The organism is Gilliamella sp. ESL0254 (assembly GCF_013344985.1).
Lineage (GTDB): Bacteria > Pseudomonadota > Gammaproteobacteria > Enterobacterales > Orbaceae > Gilliamella > Gilliamella bombicola.
The window spans coordinates 334,557-354,308 of the sequence record NZ_JAAEDU010000001.1 but is presented as its reverse complement, the minus strand read 5'-3'; the positions used below and the strand labels follow the sequence as shown (position 1 = coordinate 354,308).

Genomic DNA, 19,752 nt, shown 5'->3' with positions numbered 1-19,752 from the left:
AAGGGAAGCTTAGATGATAATCACGATTGGACGTTTTTTCTAAACCGCCTATACGGCGTTAAGGTAGAGCTTAAGATTTGATAAATCTTGCTGTATAAAGATAAACAACAATTTTGGCTTTGAAAACCCTTTTTTTGAGCTATTTTTTAATATGTTGATTTTATTTAATTTTAAATTGTCGTTAAAAAAAAGGGTTGGAGCGGTTAAATTGCTGTTATTAGGGTGCTATTTGTGGTTTTGTTGATTTGTTGTATGTCGGCGCTTTGCTTAGGTTATGTAAGCGGTTGATTTTCCTTGAAAATACAAAAATAAAAACTTCAATAAAATCAATACCTTTCCTGACCACTTTTTGGATGTAATTACATTGCTTTTTAACACAAAAATAACTCACAAAAAGCACTAAAGGCTATGTTGCTTGTCCTATTCCGGCGTCAGAATGTGCCGACAACAGAGTGAGGTTAGCACGCCAAACAGGGATGTTTGGCGAGTTTGTGGTGCGCCGGGAGCGCGTCCACAAACGGTGCGTTAAGACCGAGCGGCGGCGTCGGGCAGCCGCAGGCCACATTCTGTAGCCAAAGCGTGGGATTGCAAAGGGAATTCGCTTTAATTCCCTTTGCTCGGACGTGGTCACTGTAGCTATTTTGTTCACCCAAGGTCAAAACGTCCGAAACCTTGCCGTACTATAAATAGACCACAAATTTAAACCGCCACAGCATTATCCACTAGGATTGCCATCGACACTTTCAGCGTCGGCGGCGGGGGGCGGCGCGATTGTGGCTTCGCCGCAACAGCGCAACCCTAAGGAAAAGTGCCCCAACTTACGCGGGGGCTTTATTCTTTGATAGATTATCCTCTCAGGCACCATAACCGCCCCCGTGGCCCAAGGATTAAGGAATAAACGCTAAAAACTAAGGTGCGGTACAAACAGTATAGTAGCCACTGCTATCGCTGCGGACGGCGCCGGTGCCCGAGGAGACAAAGAACTGGTTGCTACCTGTTGCATCACTCGTCCAGTAGACACCATCGACGAAACCTGCATCAGAGGAGTAACCCATAGAGCCCCACTCTGTGAAAAAACCCGCCCCTATGTGACGCTGGTAATAATAACCATCTGACGACGGACTGGCGCCATCTATGCCATTTACACATGGGAACCAACTATTATCTACACCACACTTCGCATTGGTTAAATCACTTACCCTTGGCATACGATAACCCAAACTATTACACCATGTGGCTTGATTAGAAACGTGAGCCATTTGAACGTCCCGATTGACGAACCACTGCCTCAACACAAATCCATACTTCACCTCATTACCACTTCTATCCCTACCCACCAACTCAAAGGTCTGCGGCAAAGATGGACGTCTAAGTGAACTAGGATAATTTGAATTTATCTGACTACTACTCGCCCTAGGACCATTCAACGTTACCCGTGTTACGTTCCGTGATTTATTTCTAATCCAAGCGTCGTTTTGAACTGTTCCCATAAATGGGTCTTGATGTGAGCCTGAACGCGGCCTTGTCCATATCACCGTTGCACTGATATCACCACTTGTGTAAATAGACCAACTCAACTGACTTCCATCTATCCCACCAATATCCAAATCAAAATACAATCCATCTGAACCGGTTGTAGGAAAATTTCGGTCGTAAGATAATGAACTCGTTGACTGAACTAAAAAGCCCTTATCAGGATTCCATATGTTAGATGGGCCTGCTCGGTAAGGGCCGTCGCGAGAATCTATACCAGTTGTGCCACCCAACAACAAATTCGGCCTGACCGAACAAATAACTGGCGACGACAAAGTGATATAATACTCCGCTGTACCCCCTCCAAACGTACTCCTATTCGGCACACCATACTGCGTAACTAAATTCCCTCCTGTACTACTTAAAGTTACTTTATAAGGGGCACCACATATACTTAATGAATCACTACGATTAATGGTATTGCCATCTTTATCCTTTATTATTAAATCTATACTCCCTGATGCGGTAACTCCATTGACTCCCTGTCCATCTCCATCATCATCTCCCCACTTCCCTTGGGTAATTAAATTGTTGAGACTTATGCTATCTGAACCCGACGGCAACACCATATGAATATCATTAAATGTAAAATTACCATTGGGTAACCTTATCGGGTTTATCGAACTCGATGTGTTAGTTGAAGGCGTGATAGTTCTACCATCCGGCAACTCTATTGCCAAAAAGGTGTCTGTATCGGTTACCTTTGTCGGTCCTCCATCAAACGTTAAATACGGTGCACTACCGTAAATAGTATTGGTTGTCTTTACCGTCAACGCCTCTGTATCCTGCTTATACGACAATAACAACAATAGAGCAAAGACCAATGCAGATTTAGATAATAATGAAGTTTTAGATAACAATTTGGGAATCGGCGATAACCTTGCCGACAACGTCGCCGATTTCGCTACGCGAAATGACTTCGGTGATGATAATAAGAACTGTATCTGATTTAGACTACGGTGAAATTGAAAAAGATTTAGGGCGTAGGTTTGGCATGCCAGATGCCAGATGCCAGATGCCATGCATGGTAGCACATTTTAATTATCCTGTCAAGTAATTTTTTGTTTTATTTCGATTTTTTAAAATTTCCGCTCAATTAATGAGCTTTCTCTTGTTTTAAATGCGCTTGAATTATAACCGGTTGATTAAGAATACGCTAGTTTTTGTTAAAAATTTTAAGGTTTTGTTAAGTGTGTAAGGTTAAACTTTTGTTGGCCTATTTTTTTGGGGGGATGGTTTTGGTGATATTTTTGGCTAAAAACCACAAAATAAAAACTTAAATAAAATCAATATCTTTCCTGACCACTTTTTGGATGTAATTACATTGCTTTTTAACAAAAAACAATTTACCAAAAAACACCTAGGGCTATGCTGTTTGTCTTGTTCCGGCGTCAGAATGTGCCGACAACAGAGTGAGGTTAGCACGCCAAACAAGGATGTTTGGCGAGTTTGTGCTGCGTCGGGAGCGCGTCCACAAACGGTGCGTTAAGACCGAGCGGCGGCGGAGGACAAATTTGTCTGGAACAAATTTGAACATCTGAGCAAAGCGAAGATGGCCTCGTAGAGGCGAGTATCAGGATGATACGAGTAGTGCCGAAGGCCACATTCTGCAGCTAAAGCATGGGATTGCAAAGGGAATTCGCTTTAATTCCCTAAATCGGACGTGGCCACAATAGCTATTTTATTCACCAAAGGTCAAAACGTCCGAAACCACCGCACCTAATTTATTCTATTCACCAAAACAAAAAAAGGCCTGATTTTCCGCTCAAAAATCGGTCAGAAAAGGCATTGATTTTATTCAAGTTTTTTATTTAACTATTTTTTAACAAAAACCAACGATTACAAAGTATACTTTCCCAATCTCCCTCAATATAGTATCCTATTAGCTATTATCCCATTCAAAGTTCATATACCGTGCACGGATTCATTTTGGCTTTACGCAAAGTCTTTTATAGTAGCAACCTTCTTTTTAGTCTTCGAATGTTAATTAGTTTGACTGGATCGACTTTGGTTCCTTGGTATTTGGGGCAAACATCGCTTGTGATTCCCCTTACACTTGGGGTGGTTGCGGCAGGATTGACCGAGATTGATACGCGTTTATTAAGCCGTTGTATTAATTTGCTCTTTACGTTGTTCTGTTTTGCTATTGCGACTTTTTCGGTCGAGCTGTTATTTGATATTCCTGTGTTATTTATTGTCGGTTTGGTGTCTTCGACTTTTATTTTTATTATGCTTGGGTCGCTTGGTCAACGTTATGGGGTGATTGCTTTTGGATCGCTTTTGATTGCGGCTTATACCATGCTTGGACATAACCTATATACCGACAATTATACGTTGCCTTGTTTTTTGTTACTTGGAGCGCTTTGGTATAATGTTGTTTCGTTAATTGAGTCGATCATCCAACCCATTCGTACAACCCAGCAGTCGCTGTCACTATGTTTTATTTATTTGGCGCAATATCTTGATGCTAAGGCGGCAATGTTCGATCCTGATGAGACCAATGATTTTGTAAAGCAGACCTTGCAGTTGACCGATAGTAATAATCAGCTTGTGAGCGCATTTAATCACACCAAACGTTCGCTATTTAATCGGCTAAAAAGCTATCGTGGACAGGCTTATATTAGGAAGATGCTAAGCGACTATTTTGTGGCACAAGATATTCATGAACGAGCAAGCTCAGCGCATGGGAATTATCAGGCACTGAGTGTGCATTTTAAACATAGTGATATCTTATTTCGGTTTGCACGTATTTTAAATTTGCAAGCTAAAGCTTGTGCCCAACTAGCAATGACAATTAAATTAAATCAGACTTATCATCATGACCCGCTATTTTCACGTTATTTTTCGTATCTTGAAGAAGCAATTAACCAGTATGATACTAGCGGTAAAGCCAATATGTTAATGGTTAAGGCGCTTAAAAGTTTGCATCAAAATTTGTTGTCTATCGATCTATTACTTGCCAATATTGATACTGAGCAGCATCTGTCAAAAGATCAAGAAGATAATCAGTTAATTGACGAGGAGTTAACTCGTTTTCATGATATTTTTGTCAAAATCAAAGGGAATTTGACGGTTAAGTCCGCACTGTTTCGCCATGCGATTCGTATGTGTGTGGTATTTTTTGTGGGTTATATGGTCATTTGTTTTTCTGATTTATCACATGGGTATTGGATTATTTTAACTAGCTTGTTTGTGTGCCAACCTAACTATTCCACCACAAAACATCGCCTAAAATTGCGCGTAATGGGGACAATTTTGGGGATCATAGTGGGTATTCCGTTAACGTTTTTATTTCCAAGTGTACCTGAACAGTTGGTGTTAATTATTATTACCGGTTGGCTATTTTTTCTATTTAAGAATTCACAATATGCTTACGCGACAGCATTTATTACATTACTGGTGTTTTTTAGTTTTAGCTTGATTGGCGAAAGCAGTATTGCGGTGGCTGTTTCGCGCATTATTGCAACGTTGATTGGTTGTTTTATTGCTTGGTTTGCCGTGAGCTTTATTTGGCCTGACTGGCAGTTTAGAAATCTGCCTAAACTCGTTGATCGTGTTTGTCATGATGATAGTCACTATTTGGCGTTAATTGGACGCCAGTATTTGTCTGGCAAAACTAATGATCTACAATATCGATTAGCAAGACGAGCTACGCATGATAGTAATGCAGATTTATCGTCGTTAATTAGTTTGATGACCAAAGAGCCACATATGAATCCGGTGGTTATTGATCAGGGATTTCGTCTATTGACGCTTAATCATACGTTAATTAGTTATCTTTCAACTTTAGGCGCACATCGTGATAAATGTATCTCAAAACAGACGCTCGATCTGTTTGACGATTTGTCGGTCTATATTATTAATCTGTTAAGCGATAAAAAGATAGATGGCGAATACCAATTCATTAAGAAGTCTGTTGTCGATTATATCGATACCATTTCCGTCAATTCAGTAGATGACGATAAAGCCAATAATGATCTGCTTGTAATGCAACAATTGGCTTTAATTTTGGATATTTTGCCGGAAATAATTGAACTTGTAGCGCAATTGGAATAATGAAACATGTTTAAACATTTATGCAATGTTTAACCTAGTTTGTGGGTAAGCATTACCCACTTTGTTTATAGTCAAGTAGAAAATATAATAATTTTTATGCAGTTACCTGCTGCTTTAACCAGTTTATTTCTTGCGCCCAGATATCGGGATCAATGGTTTCTAAAATAAGGGGAATTTCATCAATTCTTGGATCTTGCATAATGTATTTAAAGGCTGCTTCGCCAATATTGCCTTTGCCTAGGCTATGATGACGATCGACATGGCTGGCCAATTCGCTTTTGGCATCGTTTAAGTGCATGCCTCGCAAGTATTGAAAACCTACAATTTTTTCAAATTCGGCAAAGGTTTCTTGGCAGGCTTTTTCAGTACGCAAGTCATAGCCAGCAGCAAAAGCATGGCAAGTGTCAATACAAACGCCAACTCGGCTTTTGTCTTCAACTTGGTCAATGATCTGGGCAAGATGTTCAAATTTATAGCCTAAGTTAGATCCTTGTCCAGCAGTATTTTCAATAACGGCAACCACATTTTGTGTTTTATCAAGTGTGATATTAATCGATTCGGCAATACGTGCTAAACATTCATCAACTGAAATCTGTTTTAAGTCACTACCAGGGTGAAAGTTAAGTAATGTCAGTCCTAGCTGTTCGCACCGTTGCATTTCGTCTAAAAAGGCGGTACGTGATTTGTCGAGCTGTTCTTGATCTGGGTGACCTAAATTAATTAAGTAACTATCGTGTGGCAAGATCTGTTTGCTGGTAAAGCCATATCTTTCACAACGTTTTTTGAAGCTGTCGATAATTGTGGTCTCAAGCGGTTTGGCGTGCCATTGTCGTTGATTTTTAGTAAATAGCGCAAATGCGGTTGCGCCAATTTGATAGGCGTTAATTGGGGCATTGTCTACCCCACCTGCTGCACTGACATGTGCACCAATGTATTTCATGTTGTGTCCTAATAACGTTGTTGGTTGATAATTAGTTGGAACCGCTATTGCGTTGTAGCTGATCACGTAAATTAGGTGGTACACCTTTAATTACTAGGGAGTCAGTTTGCGGATCCCACTTAATGCGTTCACCTAATAAATTCGAATCGAAGCTTAACGTTAATCCCCCACCACTGCCCGAGAATTTTTTAAGCTGACGCAGTGCACTGCGATCAACCGGAAATGTTTCTTCTAAATCATATTCACTGTTTTTAATAAATTCAATAAAGTTATTGTCAACACTGGCAGGTAGTTCGTTGGCTAGATTTTTCAGTTCAATTTCTTCACCTGCTTGTAATTGGGCTTGGCAGTAGTTATAAACGTTTTCGCGTGCGCTAGTTTTGTCTTGTTTGTCAAATTGCATTTCTTGGCAGTAATCATCAACCGCTTTGACAAGCGTTTTATTTTGCGCTTTTGCATCTAATCCTTCGCTAGCACCTAAATAGTCCATAAAAAAGTCAGATACCTTGCGTCCTACTCGTCCTTTTAAGAAAGTTAAATAACGTTTTGAGTCCGCTTCTGTTTCCCATTCGGTAATGTCGATACGGGCAATAATATCGGCATGGTCAATGTCTAAGTATTGTGTTTCGCTGATATCTAAATCTTCATTCACTAGCATACTTAAACAACTATTTAATACAGCAATAATCAAGTACTCAACCGCCAAATAACGGTACTGACAAAATACAACCGTTCCCCCTTCAGCAAAAGGGTATTTAGCCAATTCGTTGCGCAGTTGTTTGGTCGATTCTTGGCTAAAATGTAAAAAGTCTTGATTGCCAAGGCGTAGTTCTTTTAGTGATTGTTCGAATAAGCTATCGCTATTAAATAGTCCATAGGCTTTACTTTTGTTGTTGTAGATGCGGTTGATATCTTCGATTAGATTAACAACGGCTTGTTCATTACCTAACATTGATTCGCGAAGTTGTAATTCGATTTCGGTGTCACTTTTTCTAATTAATTTATGCAGTATGATCTTTTCTATTTGTACGCTCATTGGTGAGGTTCCTATTGGATCGCAATAATCATTAAGGACGTTATTCTATCAAAGCACCAAAAAAGTGCTATTAACAATTTAACAGTCTGTTAAACTAGTGCTGTTAACTTGCATTAAATCTATACTGAAATGCATGGTTATCTGAAATTTTTTGACAAGATTTAACTACACAGTAACAATAGAAAAGTTTAGATAATTACTATAAGCTATAATCATAAAAAATAAGTAAAAATAGTAAATCCAGTATATTATTTTGGTAATATAGCCTATACGCAGCCATGATCATATCATGGATAATTCGAATAATAATGATACTGCCTTATACTCAAACATATAGCTACCTAAAACTTCTTTACAATATTTAGCAGCGGAAAAATAAAAGCAATGGCTCACTCTCTTGACGTTTATAATGATTTTAAAAATAAAAAAATCAGTTTATTATTTTGGCAATATGCACTGCCTGCGGTAATTGGCACAATTGTAAATACGCTGTATAACATTATTGATGGTATTTTTATTGGCCATTGGATTGGTCGTGAAGCATTGAGTGGTGCAGGCATTATTTTGCCAGTTATGAACCTAACTGCAGGCATTGGTATGCTGGTAGGTATTGGCTCGGCGAGCCGGATTTCGATTTTTTTGGGTCGTGGCGAAAACGACAAAGCCGAAAAAGTCGCAGGTACCTCGTTTATGCTAACCGCAGTGCTGAGTGGCATTACGCTTTCGTTATTGCTCTATTTTGTCGATCCCGTTTTACATTTTGTCGGCTCTAGTGCGACTAATCATGTATATGCTCGAGAATTTTTAGAGGTTTATTTACCGGGTAGTATTTTTATTACGTTAACGTTTAATTATAACAATATGATGCGCGCCAGTGGTTATCCATTTAAAGCAATGGTTACCATGTTTATTAGTGTAATTGCCAATATTATTTTGGCACCGATTTTTATTATTGGTTTAGGCTGGGGCATGCGTGGAGCAGCTTTTGCAACCACGTTATCCATGTTTATTAGCTTCTTATTTGTTATGCAACACTTTATTGGCAAAAACAGTAATATTAAGCTATATCGGCGCAATTTCACCCTTAACTTGACCTATATTAAATCGATTATATCAATCGGTATGTCTCCATTTGCCATGCAGGTTGCAGCTTCTATAGTGGTGGTTTTTATCAACTGGCAATTAGTACATTATGCACCACTGTCTAACGTGTCAAGTGATGATGCTATTGCAGGCTATTCTAATGCCAACCGATTGATCACATTAGTAATTATGATTGTTATTGGGATTAATCAAGGTATGCAACCCATTATTGGTTATAATTACGGAGCAAAAAACTATTCGCGTGTCAAAACCACTTTTTTCTATGCCGTTAAAGTAGCAACTGTAATTACCAGTATTGGCTTTATTCTTGGATTTTTTATTCCGGATATTTTAGTCCGTGCATTTAGTGCTGACGAGGATTTAATCTCAATATCAGCCATTGCACTACGCTATACCACACTTTCTTTTGCTTTTATTGGTTTCCAAATGGTGACCACAAGCTTTTTCCAATGCATTGGTATGGCAAAAGTATCGATTTTACTCAGCCTTTCTAGACAGATCCTTATTTTATTGCCAACACTCTATATTTTGCCATTATTCTTTGGGCTTGATGGCGTTTGGGCAGCAGCACCAACGGCAGATTTGTTATCAACGTTTACAGCTTGCTTGATACTTTATTGGTATTTTAAATCACTCAAGAAAAGACATTGTTGTAATTAATACTGCCGTTTAAGTTAATCAGGGCTTAACGCCCTTTTTAATTTGGCCCAATTTTATTTACTGAAGTTGTTTTTATTTTTGTTCACAAAATTCATGCTTAATTCCATTTTCACAAGCTTTTTTAAACAATTCTTTCGCTTTTTTGGTATCTTTTTTAACATCATAGCCATTAAAATATATCACGCCAAGATTCCATTGTGCGTAAGGATCATTTTGCTCGGCCGCTTTTTCCAACCAAATTTTAGCTAAACTATAATCTTGTTCAACAACTTTACCATCAAAATACATATCACCTAAAGAATATTGAGCATTTACATTGCCATTTTCGCTCGCTTTTTGATACCATTCCAAAGCTTTCGTTATATTTTGTTCAACACCTTGGCCTTTTTCGTACATATACCCTAAATTAAATTGAGCTTCGTCGTCTTTTTCTGCTGCTTTTTGAAACCATTCAAAAGCTTTGGTGTAATCTTGTTCAACTTCTTCACCTTTATAATATAAGCTAGCGATATTAGTCATAGCATATACAATACCTTGTGCCGCAGCTTTTTCGTACCATTCTATTGCTTTTTGCGCATCTTTTGTGACAGAAATACCATAAAGGTACCTAACGCCAAGATAAAATTGTGCTTCTGGATTATTTTCTTCTGCCGCTTTTTTGTATAATTCGTCAAAACTCAAATCTCGAAAATCTTGAGCATAAGATGGGCTTGAGAAACATATGAACAATAAAAATAATGCAACTAATTTTTTCACGTTATATTCCTTATTAGCAAAACTTAATGAAGTTAAAATATATATTCTAAATTATTATAAACTAAAATTACTGAACTATTTTTAGTAAAATCAAAATAAAACCTATTAATTCCACTCAGTATCTCGTATTGTAGCCTTATTATGTCTAAGGCGATGAGTTTGTAATACTTGATAAGGTCACAAAAATAAGACACATAAAAATCAATATAACCCCAAACCACCCAACTAATGACATTTGTTCGCCAATAATTAACATCGCTAATATGGCCGCAATAACCGGCTCTAACAAGCTAATAGTAATAGCTGAACTGGCTGATATTTTAGATAAACCATAGCCATAACATAAATACCCAAGAAACATGGGAATCAATGCCATATAAATGCAAACAGTCATATTGGTTAATGAGTCAAACAATGCAGATCCTGTAAGTAGCATAACAGGTATAAGTAAGATGCCACCACAACCAAAAGTCGCGCCCATGGCCGCTTTTGTTGCGATACCTTTTAACATTAATTGCCGTGCAGACCATGAATACAGAGCATAAGTAAATCCAGCGATTAGGCCTAGCAAAATGCCAATAGTGATATGATCATATTGATTTGTAGTGGAGTTATTTTCTGAAAAGGCAAGTAAAATTATTCCCAAAATACCACAGCTAGCTCCTATTAACCATTGTTTAGTTAGCCGAAAATCACGGCTAATATATTCAATAATGGCTGAAAGAATCGGCGCAGAGCCAATAGAGACCACCGTTCCTATTGTCACACCAGACAACCGCATCGAGCTATAAAAAGCTAAAGGATAAATCATTACCGCAATGGCACCAACAATAAGAAAACCAAAATGTTTGGTTAACAAATGACGCTCTTTGATTATTTTGGGTATCGCCAATGTGCATTGTAAAATGCCACCAATGCCCATTGCTAACGAGCCAATAAGTAAAGGAGAAAGCGAGGGAGCAAATGTAGCTGCTGTGCCCGTTGTCCCCCACAAAACAGATGCCAATATGACGGCTAAAATGCCAAGTATTCTATTCATTGAATAAATGATCACTCAATGTTTTGTACTTGCTCTCTGATTTGTTCAATAAGCACTTTGAGTTCAATCGCACTAGCTGTAACATCAGCATTAATTGATTTAGACGCAATAGTGTTAGACTCTCGATTAAATTCTTGCATCATAAAATCAAGCCTGCGCCCTACTGCTTCGTTCTTTTTCAAGATTGAATAAGTTTCTTTTACATGAGTCATTAATCGATCAAGCTCTTCGGCAACATCAATGCGCTGTGCAACCATAACAATTTCTTGTTCTAGACGGGAATTGTCAAGTTCAATATTGGCTTCTTCTAATTTACTTTTTAGCCTTTCTTTTTGCCATTCAAGAATTTGTGGCATCCATTGGCGGATTTTGTCAACTTCTACGGTAATCGCTTCTAATCGTTTGATAATAAGATCACAAAGCGCTTTACCTTCGCGCTCACGTACCGCAATAAACTCATCAATTGCGGTGTCAAGTAGAGCTAAAATTTCTTGTGAGATAGTATCTAAATTTTGCTCTTTTGCCGACATAACACCCGGCCAACGTAATACATCAATAGGGTTAATTTGAGCTGTATCCTGCTCAGTTTTAATCCAACTTGCGGCATTAATTATTTGTTTAGCCAGTTCTTTATTTAATGAAAGTTCTTGATGTTGTGCTGAAGGATCTAATTCAAAACGCAAATTACATTCGATTTTACCACGAGTTAGGCGATTACGTAATTTTTCGCGAACGATAGGTTCAAGTGAACGAAATTGCTCGGGCAAACGAATATACGTTTCTAAGTAACGTTGGTTGACTGAGCGTAATTCCCAAGAAGCCGTTCCCCATGGTTGGTTGGCCTCTTTTCTTGCATAAGCAGTCATGCTTGAAATCATAATAACATCCTAAAATTGTAAAAAACTTGCTGGGCATTGTATCATAAATTCTGTATAATGCGCTCTTAGCTTAGGCTAAACATCGCTTAAATCTTGTTGATGTCCTCCTAAATGATTAACTCAAAACGATAATTTTTAATTAAAACTGCTGGAGAATTGCATGCGCCCGTCTGGTCGATCTGCGGAACAAGTCCGCCCAATCAAAATAACCCGTCATTATACTAAGCATGCAGAAGGTTCTGTATTAGTCGAATTTGGTGAAACCAAAGTACTTTGTAATGCCACTGTTGACGAAGGGGTTCCTCGCTTTTTAAAAGGACAAGGCCAAGGGTGGGTAACCGCTGAATATGGCATGTTACCGCGTGCAACCAATTCACGTACCCAGCGCGAAGCAGCTAAAGGCAAACAAACTGGTCGCACTATGGAAATTCAACGCCTTATTGCCCGTTCACTACGTGCCATGATTGACCTTAAATTATTAGGCGAATACACCATCACGTTAGATTGTGATGTCATTCAAGCCGATGGTGGTACTCGAACCGCATCAATTACTGGCGCTTGTGTTGCTTTAAATGATGCTATCAACCAAATGCTAGCCAATGGAAAAATCAAACAAAACCCAATTAAATCATTAGTGGCCGCAGTATCTGTTGGTATCGTTGAGGGCGAAGCGATTTGTGATTTGGAATATATAGAAGATTCAAACGCAGAAACCGATATGAATGTTGTTATGACAGATGATGGTCGTATGATTGAAGTGCAAGGCACTGCCGAAGGCGAACCATTTAGTCATGACGAATTATTAAAACTGTTAGAATTAGCAAAAAATGGCATTGCAACAATTATTGATGCACAAAAACAGTCCTTAAAAGATTAATTGGAGAAAATCGATGAAATCATATAAAAGTGAATTTATTGAATTTGCTTTAAATAGACAAGCATTAAAATTTGGTGAATTTACCTTAAAATCAGGACGCAAAAGCCCCTACTTTTTTAATGCAGGATTGTTTAATACCGGTAAAGATCTGGCTTTATTAGGTCGTTTTTATGCTGCAGCACTCATGGATGCCAACTTAGAATACGATGTTATTTTTGGTCCAGCTTATAAAGGTATTCCTATTGTTTCATCAACCGTTGTTGCACTCTCTGAACAGCATAATATTGATGTGCCTTATTGCTTTAATCGCAAGGAAGCCAAAGACCATGGTGAAGGTGGTAATCTAGTGGGTAGTTCGATCTATCAGCAACGCGTTATGCTGGTTGATGATGTTATTACGGCCGGTACCGCAATTCGTGAATCGATGAGAATATTAGAAGATAATCAATCAAAACTCGCTGGTGTACTCATCTGCCTAGACCGTCAAGAAAAAGGTCGTGGTGAACTATCTGCAATTCAAGAAATTAAACAAACCTATCATTGTGATGTTATTTCAATTATTACGCTTGATGATTTGATCCAATACCTTTACCAAGATCCAGCTCGAAAAGATCAAGTAGTACAAGTTGAGGCTTATCGGGCTGAATATGGGATAAAATAAGCTATTAGTATTTGAATATACAATGGCTAATATATAATTATTAAAAAACCTCGAATAATATCGAGGTTTATTTTTTTGTTTAGCAAAAAATAAGCTTTTTATTGAATCCCTTTACAGCAAATTAAAAAATCCAAATAACTGCATTGCTATTTTCTTTATATTTCAGGCTATGATCTGTACTTAACCAAGCGCCTACAAAGATGAATATAAAAAAATGCTATTTTGTCAAAAATGATTTTTATTTAATTTTAAATAAAAAATAGCTGTGATATAACCATACTGTTGTATTAACTCTCATAATTAGGAGCGAATCATGTCATACCATACAAGTAATGAAGAACACGCTATAGAGATCGTTAATATTGCTTCCTTAGAAGCATTAGTTAAAGCAAGAATGGAAGCTGGGGCGTTTGGTTATATCCGTGGTGGTGCCGAAGACGAATGGACAATGCGAGAAAATACCTTATCGTTTAATCGCAAAAAAATTATTCCTCGTGTATTACAAGGTATTGATCACGCAGATTTATCAACAAAATTGTGGGATATCCCCTTAAAAACACCCATTATTCAAGCACCGTCAGCTGCGCAAGGATTGGCTCATGAACAAGGCGAAAAGGACACTGCTAAAGGCGTCGCTGCTGCGGGATCTATTTTCTGTATTAGTACTTATGCCAATACATCTATTGAAGATGCCGCCAATGCCGCGCCTAATGTACCGTATTTTTTTCAACTCTATATGAGTAAAGATGATGATTTTAAACGTTTTATTATCGATAAAGCCGTTAAAGCAGGCGCAAAAGCAATCATTCTAACAGTTGATTCAACGTTAGGTGGTTATCGCGAAGAGGATATCGTTAATAAATTTCAATTTCCACTCCCTATGAAAAATCTCAGTGCTTACAGTCAATCAAACGGCAATGGCGATGGTTCAGGTAAAGGCATTAGCGAAATTTATGCCGCAGCAAAACAAGGTATCGTTCCTTCTGATATTCAAAAAATTAAAGCCATGGCAAATTTACCTGTTATTGTAAAAGGAATTCAATCACCGGAAGATGCATCAATTGCAATATCTGCCGGAGCTGATGCGATTTGGATATCAAATCATGGTGGGCGACAATTAGATGGCGCTCCAGCATCATTTGAGGTATTGCCTAGTATTGCAGCTACTGTTGCCAAACGTGTTCCAATCATTTTTGACAGCGGTGTACGACGTGGCGAACATGTATTTAAAGCATTGGCAAGTGGCGCTGATCTTGTTGCTATTGGACGCCCTATTCTTTATGGTCTGAATTTAGGTGGAGCTGAGGGAGTAAAATCCGTCTTTGATCATCTTAACAAAGAACTGTCTATCACCATGCAATTAGCTGGCACAAAAACGATCGAAGATATTAAAAATACCTTATTAATTTAATGGTAGAAATTACTTGCTTCGGTTACAGTAGTTAAAAAAACGACTGTAATGAATATACATAAAACAAAATTATCGCCGTATCATCAACAAGTGCTATGGCGATAATACCCTAGAAAAAATAACCGTCATTATTGATTTGGCTAAACGTATATGACCAGTTGCTATCCAACCACTGAAACACCAAAAAACCTAATGAAGTATCAACAAACATGTCACCCATTGCATATACAACACAAAAACAAGCGGCGTAATTTTACTAACTTGTATGCTTATTATGAAGTAGTTACACAACTGTTACGTTTTAAGCTATATTTTTGTAAAAAATATTCAGGATTCTATACCGTTTGGTGATTAATTAAAACTGCCTACACGGCAGTGAACCGCAAATCCTCACTTGGTTCCTCTCTTCGTTCTTTCTAAACTGCCTACACGGCATTGAACTAGAAGTTAATATACTATCAATATTGTATGTAAAAAGGCAAATAGCTATTTAGGTTTTAAAAACCCTTTTTTGAGGTGAGTTTTTAATTATTTGATTTTATTTATTTTTAAAATATGGCAAAAAAAAGGGTTCTGTTTTTTAGTTTTTGACTGTGTCATGACTTAGTACTACCCAAACCTAAAACTCAAAAAAGATATTGAATGATGTTCATCAACAACTTTCAAGCAACAATAGAATGAAGAAGCGCGACCAGTTCAATTTTTCTGATATATGAAAAATGAGAAAATAATTAGGGTTGGATTTATCATCCTTAATAAAGCAAATAAAAGCTCGCAGATAGAAAATTAACAACAAATCAGCTATGATATAGCACCTATAACAGTTAGCGATAAAATGACTAATAAGGAAGTAAAAATCGATTACTTTTTTATTAGGCAATACCTATTTTTTATTTAGGAATTTTGAAAATATGACTTCTAATAACACCCAATCAATGTCCGGAACGCAACAACGCGATCAACTACAACGCCAAATATGGAAAATTGCCGACGAGGTTCGCGGTGCTGTCGATGGTTGGGATTTTAAGCAATATGTTTTAGGTTCATTATTTTACCGATTTATTAGTGAAAATTTTGCTAATTATATTGAAGGTGGTGAAGAAGGTATCGATTACAGCACATTATCCGATGATGTCATTACCGATGAAATTAAAAAAGACGCAATAAAAACCAAAGGCTATTTTATTTATCCTAGCCAATTATTTTGTAAAATTGTAGCTCAAGCCAACACCAATTCAAGTTTAAATACTGATTTGGCCAATATTTTTAATGCGATTGAAAGCTCAGCTAATGGTTACCCGTCAGAAAGCGATATTAAAGGATTATTTGCCGATTTTGATACCACCAGTAACCGATTAGGTAATACTGTTGCCGATAAAAACAAACGGTTAGCGGCGGTACTTAATGGTGTTGCCGAACTCGATTTTGGTGATTTTGCCGACAATCAAATCGATCTATTTGGCGATGCTTATGAGTTTTTGATCTCTAATTATGCCTCGAATGCCGGTAAATCTGGTGGTGAATTTTTTACGCCACCAAATGTGTCGAAATTGATCTCACAATTAGCCTTACACAAGCAAACAAAGGTCAATAAAATCTATGACCCAGCGGCAGGTTCGGGTTCTTTATTGTTACAAGCGAAAAAACAGTTTGACGAACATATCATTGAGGATGGATTCTTCGGTCAAGAAATTAATCATACCACCTATAACCTTGCTCGAATGAATATGTTTTTACACAATATCAACTATGATAAATTCGAAATTGCTTTAGGCGACACGTTACTTAATCCAAAGTTTGGCGACGAAAAACCATTTGATGCAATCGTTTCTAATCCACCCTATTCAATTAAGTGGATTGGTAGTGATGATCCAACCTTAATTAATGATGACCGATACGCACCTGCTGGCGTGCTAGCACCAAAATCGAAAGCCGATTTTGCCTTTATTATGCACGCACTAAGTTATCTGTCCGAGAGTGGACGAGCTGCGATTGTTACCTTTCCGGGGATATTTTATCGTGGTGGTGCGGAACAAAAAATTCGCAAATATTTGGTCGATAATGATTTTGTCGAAACTGTAATCTCGCTCGCACCCAACTTATTTTATGGAACAACGATTGCGGTTAATATTTTGGTGCTTGCCAAAAATAAAACTGTCAAAAAGACGCAATTTATTGATGCTAGCAAACAGTTTAAAAAAGAGACCAATAATAATGTGCTCACTGATGAACATATTCAAGAAATTATGCAAGTATTTGATAGCAAAAAAGATATCGAATATTTTGCTAAATCGGTCGATAATCAAACCATTGCGCAAAATGACTATAATCTATCCGTCAGTTCGTATGTTGAAGCCAAAGATACCCGTGAAGTGATTGATATCACCCAGCTTAATGCCGAAATAAAAGATACAGTAGCTAAAATTGATAGCTTACGTTGCCAAATCGATGCAATTGTGGCGGAGATTGAGGGATGAATTCTAGCATTATGAAAAAACTACTTAAGAATTCTGCTGTGGAATGGAAAACTGTTGCGGATATTTTTACTTTAAAAAATGGCTATACTCCAAGTAAAGCGAAAGAAGAATATTGGGAAGACGGTAATATTCCTTGGTTTAGAATGGAAGATATTCGCGAAAATGGGAGAATTCTCACTGATTCTATACAACATATATCAGCATCAGCAGTAAAAGGAAAACTTATTCCTGCTAATTCACTATTAATGTCTACAACAGCTACTTTAGGTGAACACGCATTGATTCTAGTACCATATTTAACAAATCAACAAATAACTAGTTTTTCATTAAAAGAATCTTATTTAAATAGAGTTAGTATTAAATTTCTTTTTTACTGTTTTTATGATTTTGGAAAGTGGTGTGCAAATAATGCTAATAAAAATGGAGGACTCGGTATAATCGGGATAAACAAGTTAAAGCAATATTTAATCCCCATTCCCCCTCTACACGTTCAAACTGAAATAGTTCGTATTTTAGACAAATTCACAGCCCTCACAGCAGAGCTCACAGCAGAGCTCACAGCAGAGCTTGCTACACGAAAAAAACAATACAACTATTATCTAGATAAATTGTTGACCTTTAAAGAGGATGAAGTTCAGTGGAAAACTTTAGGAGATGTTGTAAACTATGAACAACCAACCAAGTACTTGGTGAAATCAACAAGTTATAGTGATGAATTTAAAACACCAGTCCTTACAGCTGGAAAAACATTTATTCTTGGATTTACTGATGAAATTGATGGAATTTATAAAGCTTCAGAAACACCAGTCATTATTTTTGATGATTTTACAACTGCAAATAAATGGGTTGATTTTAACTTCAAAGCAAAGTCATCTGCTATGAAAATGATTACTTCTTCTGATAAATCCAAGTATTTACTAAAGTATGTTTACTATTGGCTAAATACACTCTCTGATATAAAAGCTAATAACGACCATAAACGTCAATGGATTAGTAATTTTGCTAATAAAAAAGTTCCCATTCCCCCATTCAAGGAACAAGTCCGCATTGTCCAAATCTTAGACAAATTAGATGCCCTCACCAACTCAATCACCGAGGGTTTACCGCGTGAGATTGCCTTACGCCAAAAACAATATGAATATTATCGGAATTTATTATTAGACTTTCCGAAAGTGCAAGAATAATAAGATAGAGTTATAAAAAAATGAATGCCACATTAAGGAATATTGCTGAAAAGCTGGATAAAAACAATAGAAAAGTCCAATTAATCTATGCCTTTAACGGCACTGGTAAAACACGTTTATCTCAAACCTTTAAGAATTTAATTATATCACAGCATAAAGATGATAAAGAGAATAATGCAGCCTTAACAAGGCACAATATCCTGTACTATAACGCCTTTACTGAGGATTTATTTGCTTGGAATAATGATAAACACCAAGAGGGTGAACATCAATTAATTATTCAACCTAACTCATTTACTGACTGGATTTTAAAAGACCAAGGACAAGACCAAAATATTGTTCGTTACTTTCAATCCTATACTCACCAAAGATTACTGCCACATTTCAACGAGGATTTTTCTGCTATTACTTTTTCGCTAGCAGGGGATAATGATCAGCGTATTGATAATATTAAAATCTCCAAAGGCGAAGAAAACAATTTAATTTGGAGTGTTTTTTTTACACTGATTAACTTAGTTATCGCAGAGCGCAATATTACTGACAAAAGCGAACGCTCGACTAATGAATTTGACCATTTACGCTATATTTTTATTGATGACCCCGTTAGTTCATTGGACGAGAATCATCTTATTCAATTGGCGGTAGATATTGCCCAATTAATCGAATCCAGTGAATTCGAACCCAGTAGAACTGACATTAAATTTATTATTACGACCCATAACCCGCTGTTTTATAATGTGCTTTATAATGAATTAAATTTAAAAAATGGTTATATTTTAAGAAGATTTGAGAACGGTAAATTTTCATTAGAAGAGAAAAAAGGCGATTCAAACCGTAGTTTTTTCTATCATCTTTATTTAAAACAGTTGCTGCAAGAAGCGGTTAAGGAAAATAAAATTGAAAAATATCATTTTACCCTATTACGTAACTTATATGAAAAAACCGCCAGTTTTTTAGGCTATCCGCAATGGTCAGACTTATTGCCTGGCGATAAAAAACTTTACTTAACACGGATTATCAATTTTACCAGCCATTCAACCTTATCTAATGAAATGGTTTCCGAACCTTCTGAACCTGAAAAGCAAACTGTTGCATTTTTACTTAATCATTTACTTAAAAATTATAATTTTAAATAGCTGG

The 19,752-nt window shown here is 37.1% G+C and carries 14 protein-coding genes; 8 read left to right on the top strand and 6 right to left on the bottom strand.

The window, feature by feature from the left end:
* Positions 1–908 precede the first annotated feature (908 nt).
* The gene (locus GYX25_RS01520) at positions 909–2,555 is read right to left on the bottom strand and encodes a hypothetical protein (RefSeq protein WP_174786524.1); all 1,647 of its coding nucleotides are present in this window, start codon (positions 2,553–2,555) and stop codon (positions 909–911) included.
* Between the two features lie 892 nt (positions 2,556–3,447).
* Between GYX25_RS01520 and yccS the strand changes: the two genes are divergently transcribed.
* Complete coding sequence (yccS, locus tag GYX25_RS01515) at positions 3,448–5,589, top strand: YccS family putative transporter (RefSeq protein ID WP_342211579.1); 2,142 nt, start codon at positions 3,448–3,450, stop codon at positions 5,587–5,589.
* Positions 5,590–5,683: 94 nt separating this feature from the next.
* Here the strand turns inward: yccS and nfo are convergent, their stop codons facing one another.
* Together nfo and yejK are read right to left on the bottom strand one after the other, a co-directional pair.
* A complete protein-coding gene (gene nfo, locus GYX25_RS01510) occupies positions 5,684–6,529 on the bottom strand; it encodes a deoxyribonuclease IV (RefSeq protein ID WP_174786523.1) in 846 nt (281 codons plus the stop codon).
* Positions 6,530–6,560: 31 nt separating this feature from the next.
* A complete protein-coding gene (yejK, locus tag GYX25_RS01505) occupies positions 6,561–7,565 on the bottom strand; it encodes a nucleoid-associated protein YejK (protein WP_174786522.1) in 1,005 nt (334 codons plus the stop codon).
* A gap of 384 nt (positions 7,566–7,949) precedes the next feature.
* On the opposite strand from yejK, the gene GYX25_RS01500 reads away from it, so the two are divergent.
* On the top strand, positions 7,950–9,329 hold the full coding sequence (locus tag GYX25_RS01500) for an MATE family efflux transporter (RefSeq protein ID WP_174786521.1): 1,380 nt from the start codon (positions 7,950–7,952) through the stop codon (positions 9,327–9,329).
* 72 nt (positions 9,330–9,401) lie between these two features.
* Here GYX25_RS01500 and GYX25_RS01495 read toward each other — a convergent pair whose 3' ends face one another.
* From GYX25_RS01495 to GYX25_RS01485, 3 genes are all read right to left on the bottom strand, one after another.
* Positions 9,402–10,085 carry a tetratricopeptide repeat protein gene (locus GYX25_RS01495; protein WP_174786520.1) on the bottom strand — a complete coding sequence of 228 codons (684 nt, stop codon included), beginning with the start codon at positions 10,083–10,085 and terminating at the stop codon, positions 9,402–9,404.
* 145 nt (positions 10,086–10,230) lie between these two features.
* A complete protein-coding gene (locus tag GYX25_RS01490; protein WP_174786519.1) occupies positions 10,231–11,124 on the bottom strand; it encodes a DMT family transporter in 894 nt (297 codons plus the stop codon).
* Positions 11,125–11,135: 11 nt separating this feature from the next.
* Positions 11,136–12,002: a YicC/YloC family endoribonuclease gene (locus GYX25_RS01485; RefSeq protein ID WP_174786518.1), complete on the bottom strand. Its 867-nt coding sequence runs from the start codon at positions 12,000–12,002 to the stop codon at positions 11,136–11,138.
* Between the two features lie 160 nt (positions 12,003–12,162).
* On the opposite strand from GYX25_RS01485, the gene rph reads away from it, so the two are divergent.
* From rph to GYX25_RS01455, 6 genes are all read left to right on the top strand, one after another.
* Positions 12,163–12,879: a ribonuclease PH gene (gene rph, locus GYX25_RS01480; RefSeq protein ID WP_174786517.1), complete on the top strand. Its 717-nt coding sequence runs from the start codon at positions 12,163–12,165 to the stop codon at positions 12,877–12,879.
* 13 nt (positions 12,880–12,892) lie between these two features.
* Positions 12,893–13,540, top strand: a complete 648-nt coding sequence (gene pyrE, locus GYX25_RS01475) for an orotate phosphoribosyltransferase (protein ID WP_174786516.1) — start codon at positions 12,893–12,895, stop codon at positions 13,538–13,540.
* 313 nt (positions 13,541–13,853) lie between these two features.
* Positions 13,854–14,951 (top strand): lactate oxidase, encoded by a 1,098-nt coding sequence (locus GYX25_RS01470; RefSeq protein ID WP_174786515.1) that lies wholly within the window; start codon positions 13,854–13,856, stop codon positions 14,949–14,951.
* A 935-nt stretch (positions 14,952–15,886) separates the two neighbouring features.
* Entirely contained in the window at positions 15,887–17,428 is a 1,542-nt protein-coding gene (locus tag GYX25_RS01465) for a type I restriction-modification system subunit M (protein WP_174787019.1), read from the top strand.
* Positions 17,429–17,439: 11 nt separating this feature from the next.
* Positions 17,440–18,612 carry a restriction endonuclease subunit S gene (locus tag GYX25_RS01460; protein WP_202983794.1) on the top strand — a complete coding sequence of 391 codons (1,173 nt, stop codon included), beginning with the start codon at positions 17,440–17,442 and terminating at the stop codon, positions 18,610–18,612.
* A gap of 20 nt (positions 18,613–18,632) precedes the next feature.
* Positions 18,633–19,748 (top strand): AAA family ATPase, encoded by a 1,116-nt coding sequence (locus GYX25_RS01455; protein ID WP_174786513.1) that lies wholly within the window; start codon positions 18,633–18,635, stop codon positions 19,746–19,748.
* Positions 19,749–19,752 lie beyond the last annotated feature (4 nt).

Coding starts and splice junctions, on each gene's coding strand:
- GYX25_RS01520 (WP_174786524.1), bottom strand. CDS start 2,555: ATGGCATCTGGCATCTGGCATCTGGCATGCCAAACCTACGCCCTAAAT.
- nfo (WP_174786523.1), bottom strand. CDS start 6,529: ATGAAATACATTGGTGCACATGTCAGTGCAGCAGGTGGGGTAGACAAT.
- yejK (WP_174786522.1), bottom strand. CDS start 7,565: ATGAGCGTACAAATAGAAAAGATCATACTGCATAAATTAATTAGAAAA.
- GYX25_RS01500 (WP_174786521.1), top strand. CDS start 7,950: ATGGCTCACTCTCTTGACGTTTATAATGATTTTAAAAATAAAAAAATC.
- GYX25_RS01490 (WP_174786519.1), bottom strand. CDS start 11,124: ATGAATAGAATACTTGGCATTTTAGCCGTCATATTGGCATCTGTTTTG.
- GYX25_RS01485 (WP_174786518.1), bottom strand. CDS start 12,002: ATGATTTCAAGCATGACTGCTTATGCAAGAAAAGAGGCCAACCAACCA.
- rph (WP_174786517.1), top strand. CDS start 12,163: ATGCGCCCGTCTGGTCGATCTGCGGAACAAGTCCGCCCAATCAAAATA.
- pyrE (WP_174786516.1), top strand. CDS start 12,893: ATGAAATCATATAAAAGTGAATTTATTGAATTTGCTTTAAATAGACAA.
- GYX25_RS01470 (WP_174786515.1), top strand. CDS start 13,854: ATGTCATACCATACAAGTAATGAAGAACACGCTATAGAGATCGTTAAT.
- GYX25_RS01465 (WP_174787019.1), top strand. CDS start 15,887: ATGTCCGGAACGCAACAACGCGATCAACTACAACGCCAAATATGGAAA.
- GYX25_RS01460 (WP_202983794.1), top strand. CDS start 17,440: ATGAAAAAACTACTTAAGAATTCTGCTGTGGAATGGAAAACTGTTGCG.
- GYX25_RS01455 (WP_174786513.1), top strand. CDS start 18,633: ATGAATGCCACATTAAGGAATATTGCTGAAAAGCTGGATAAAAACAAT.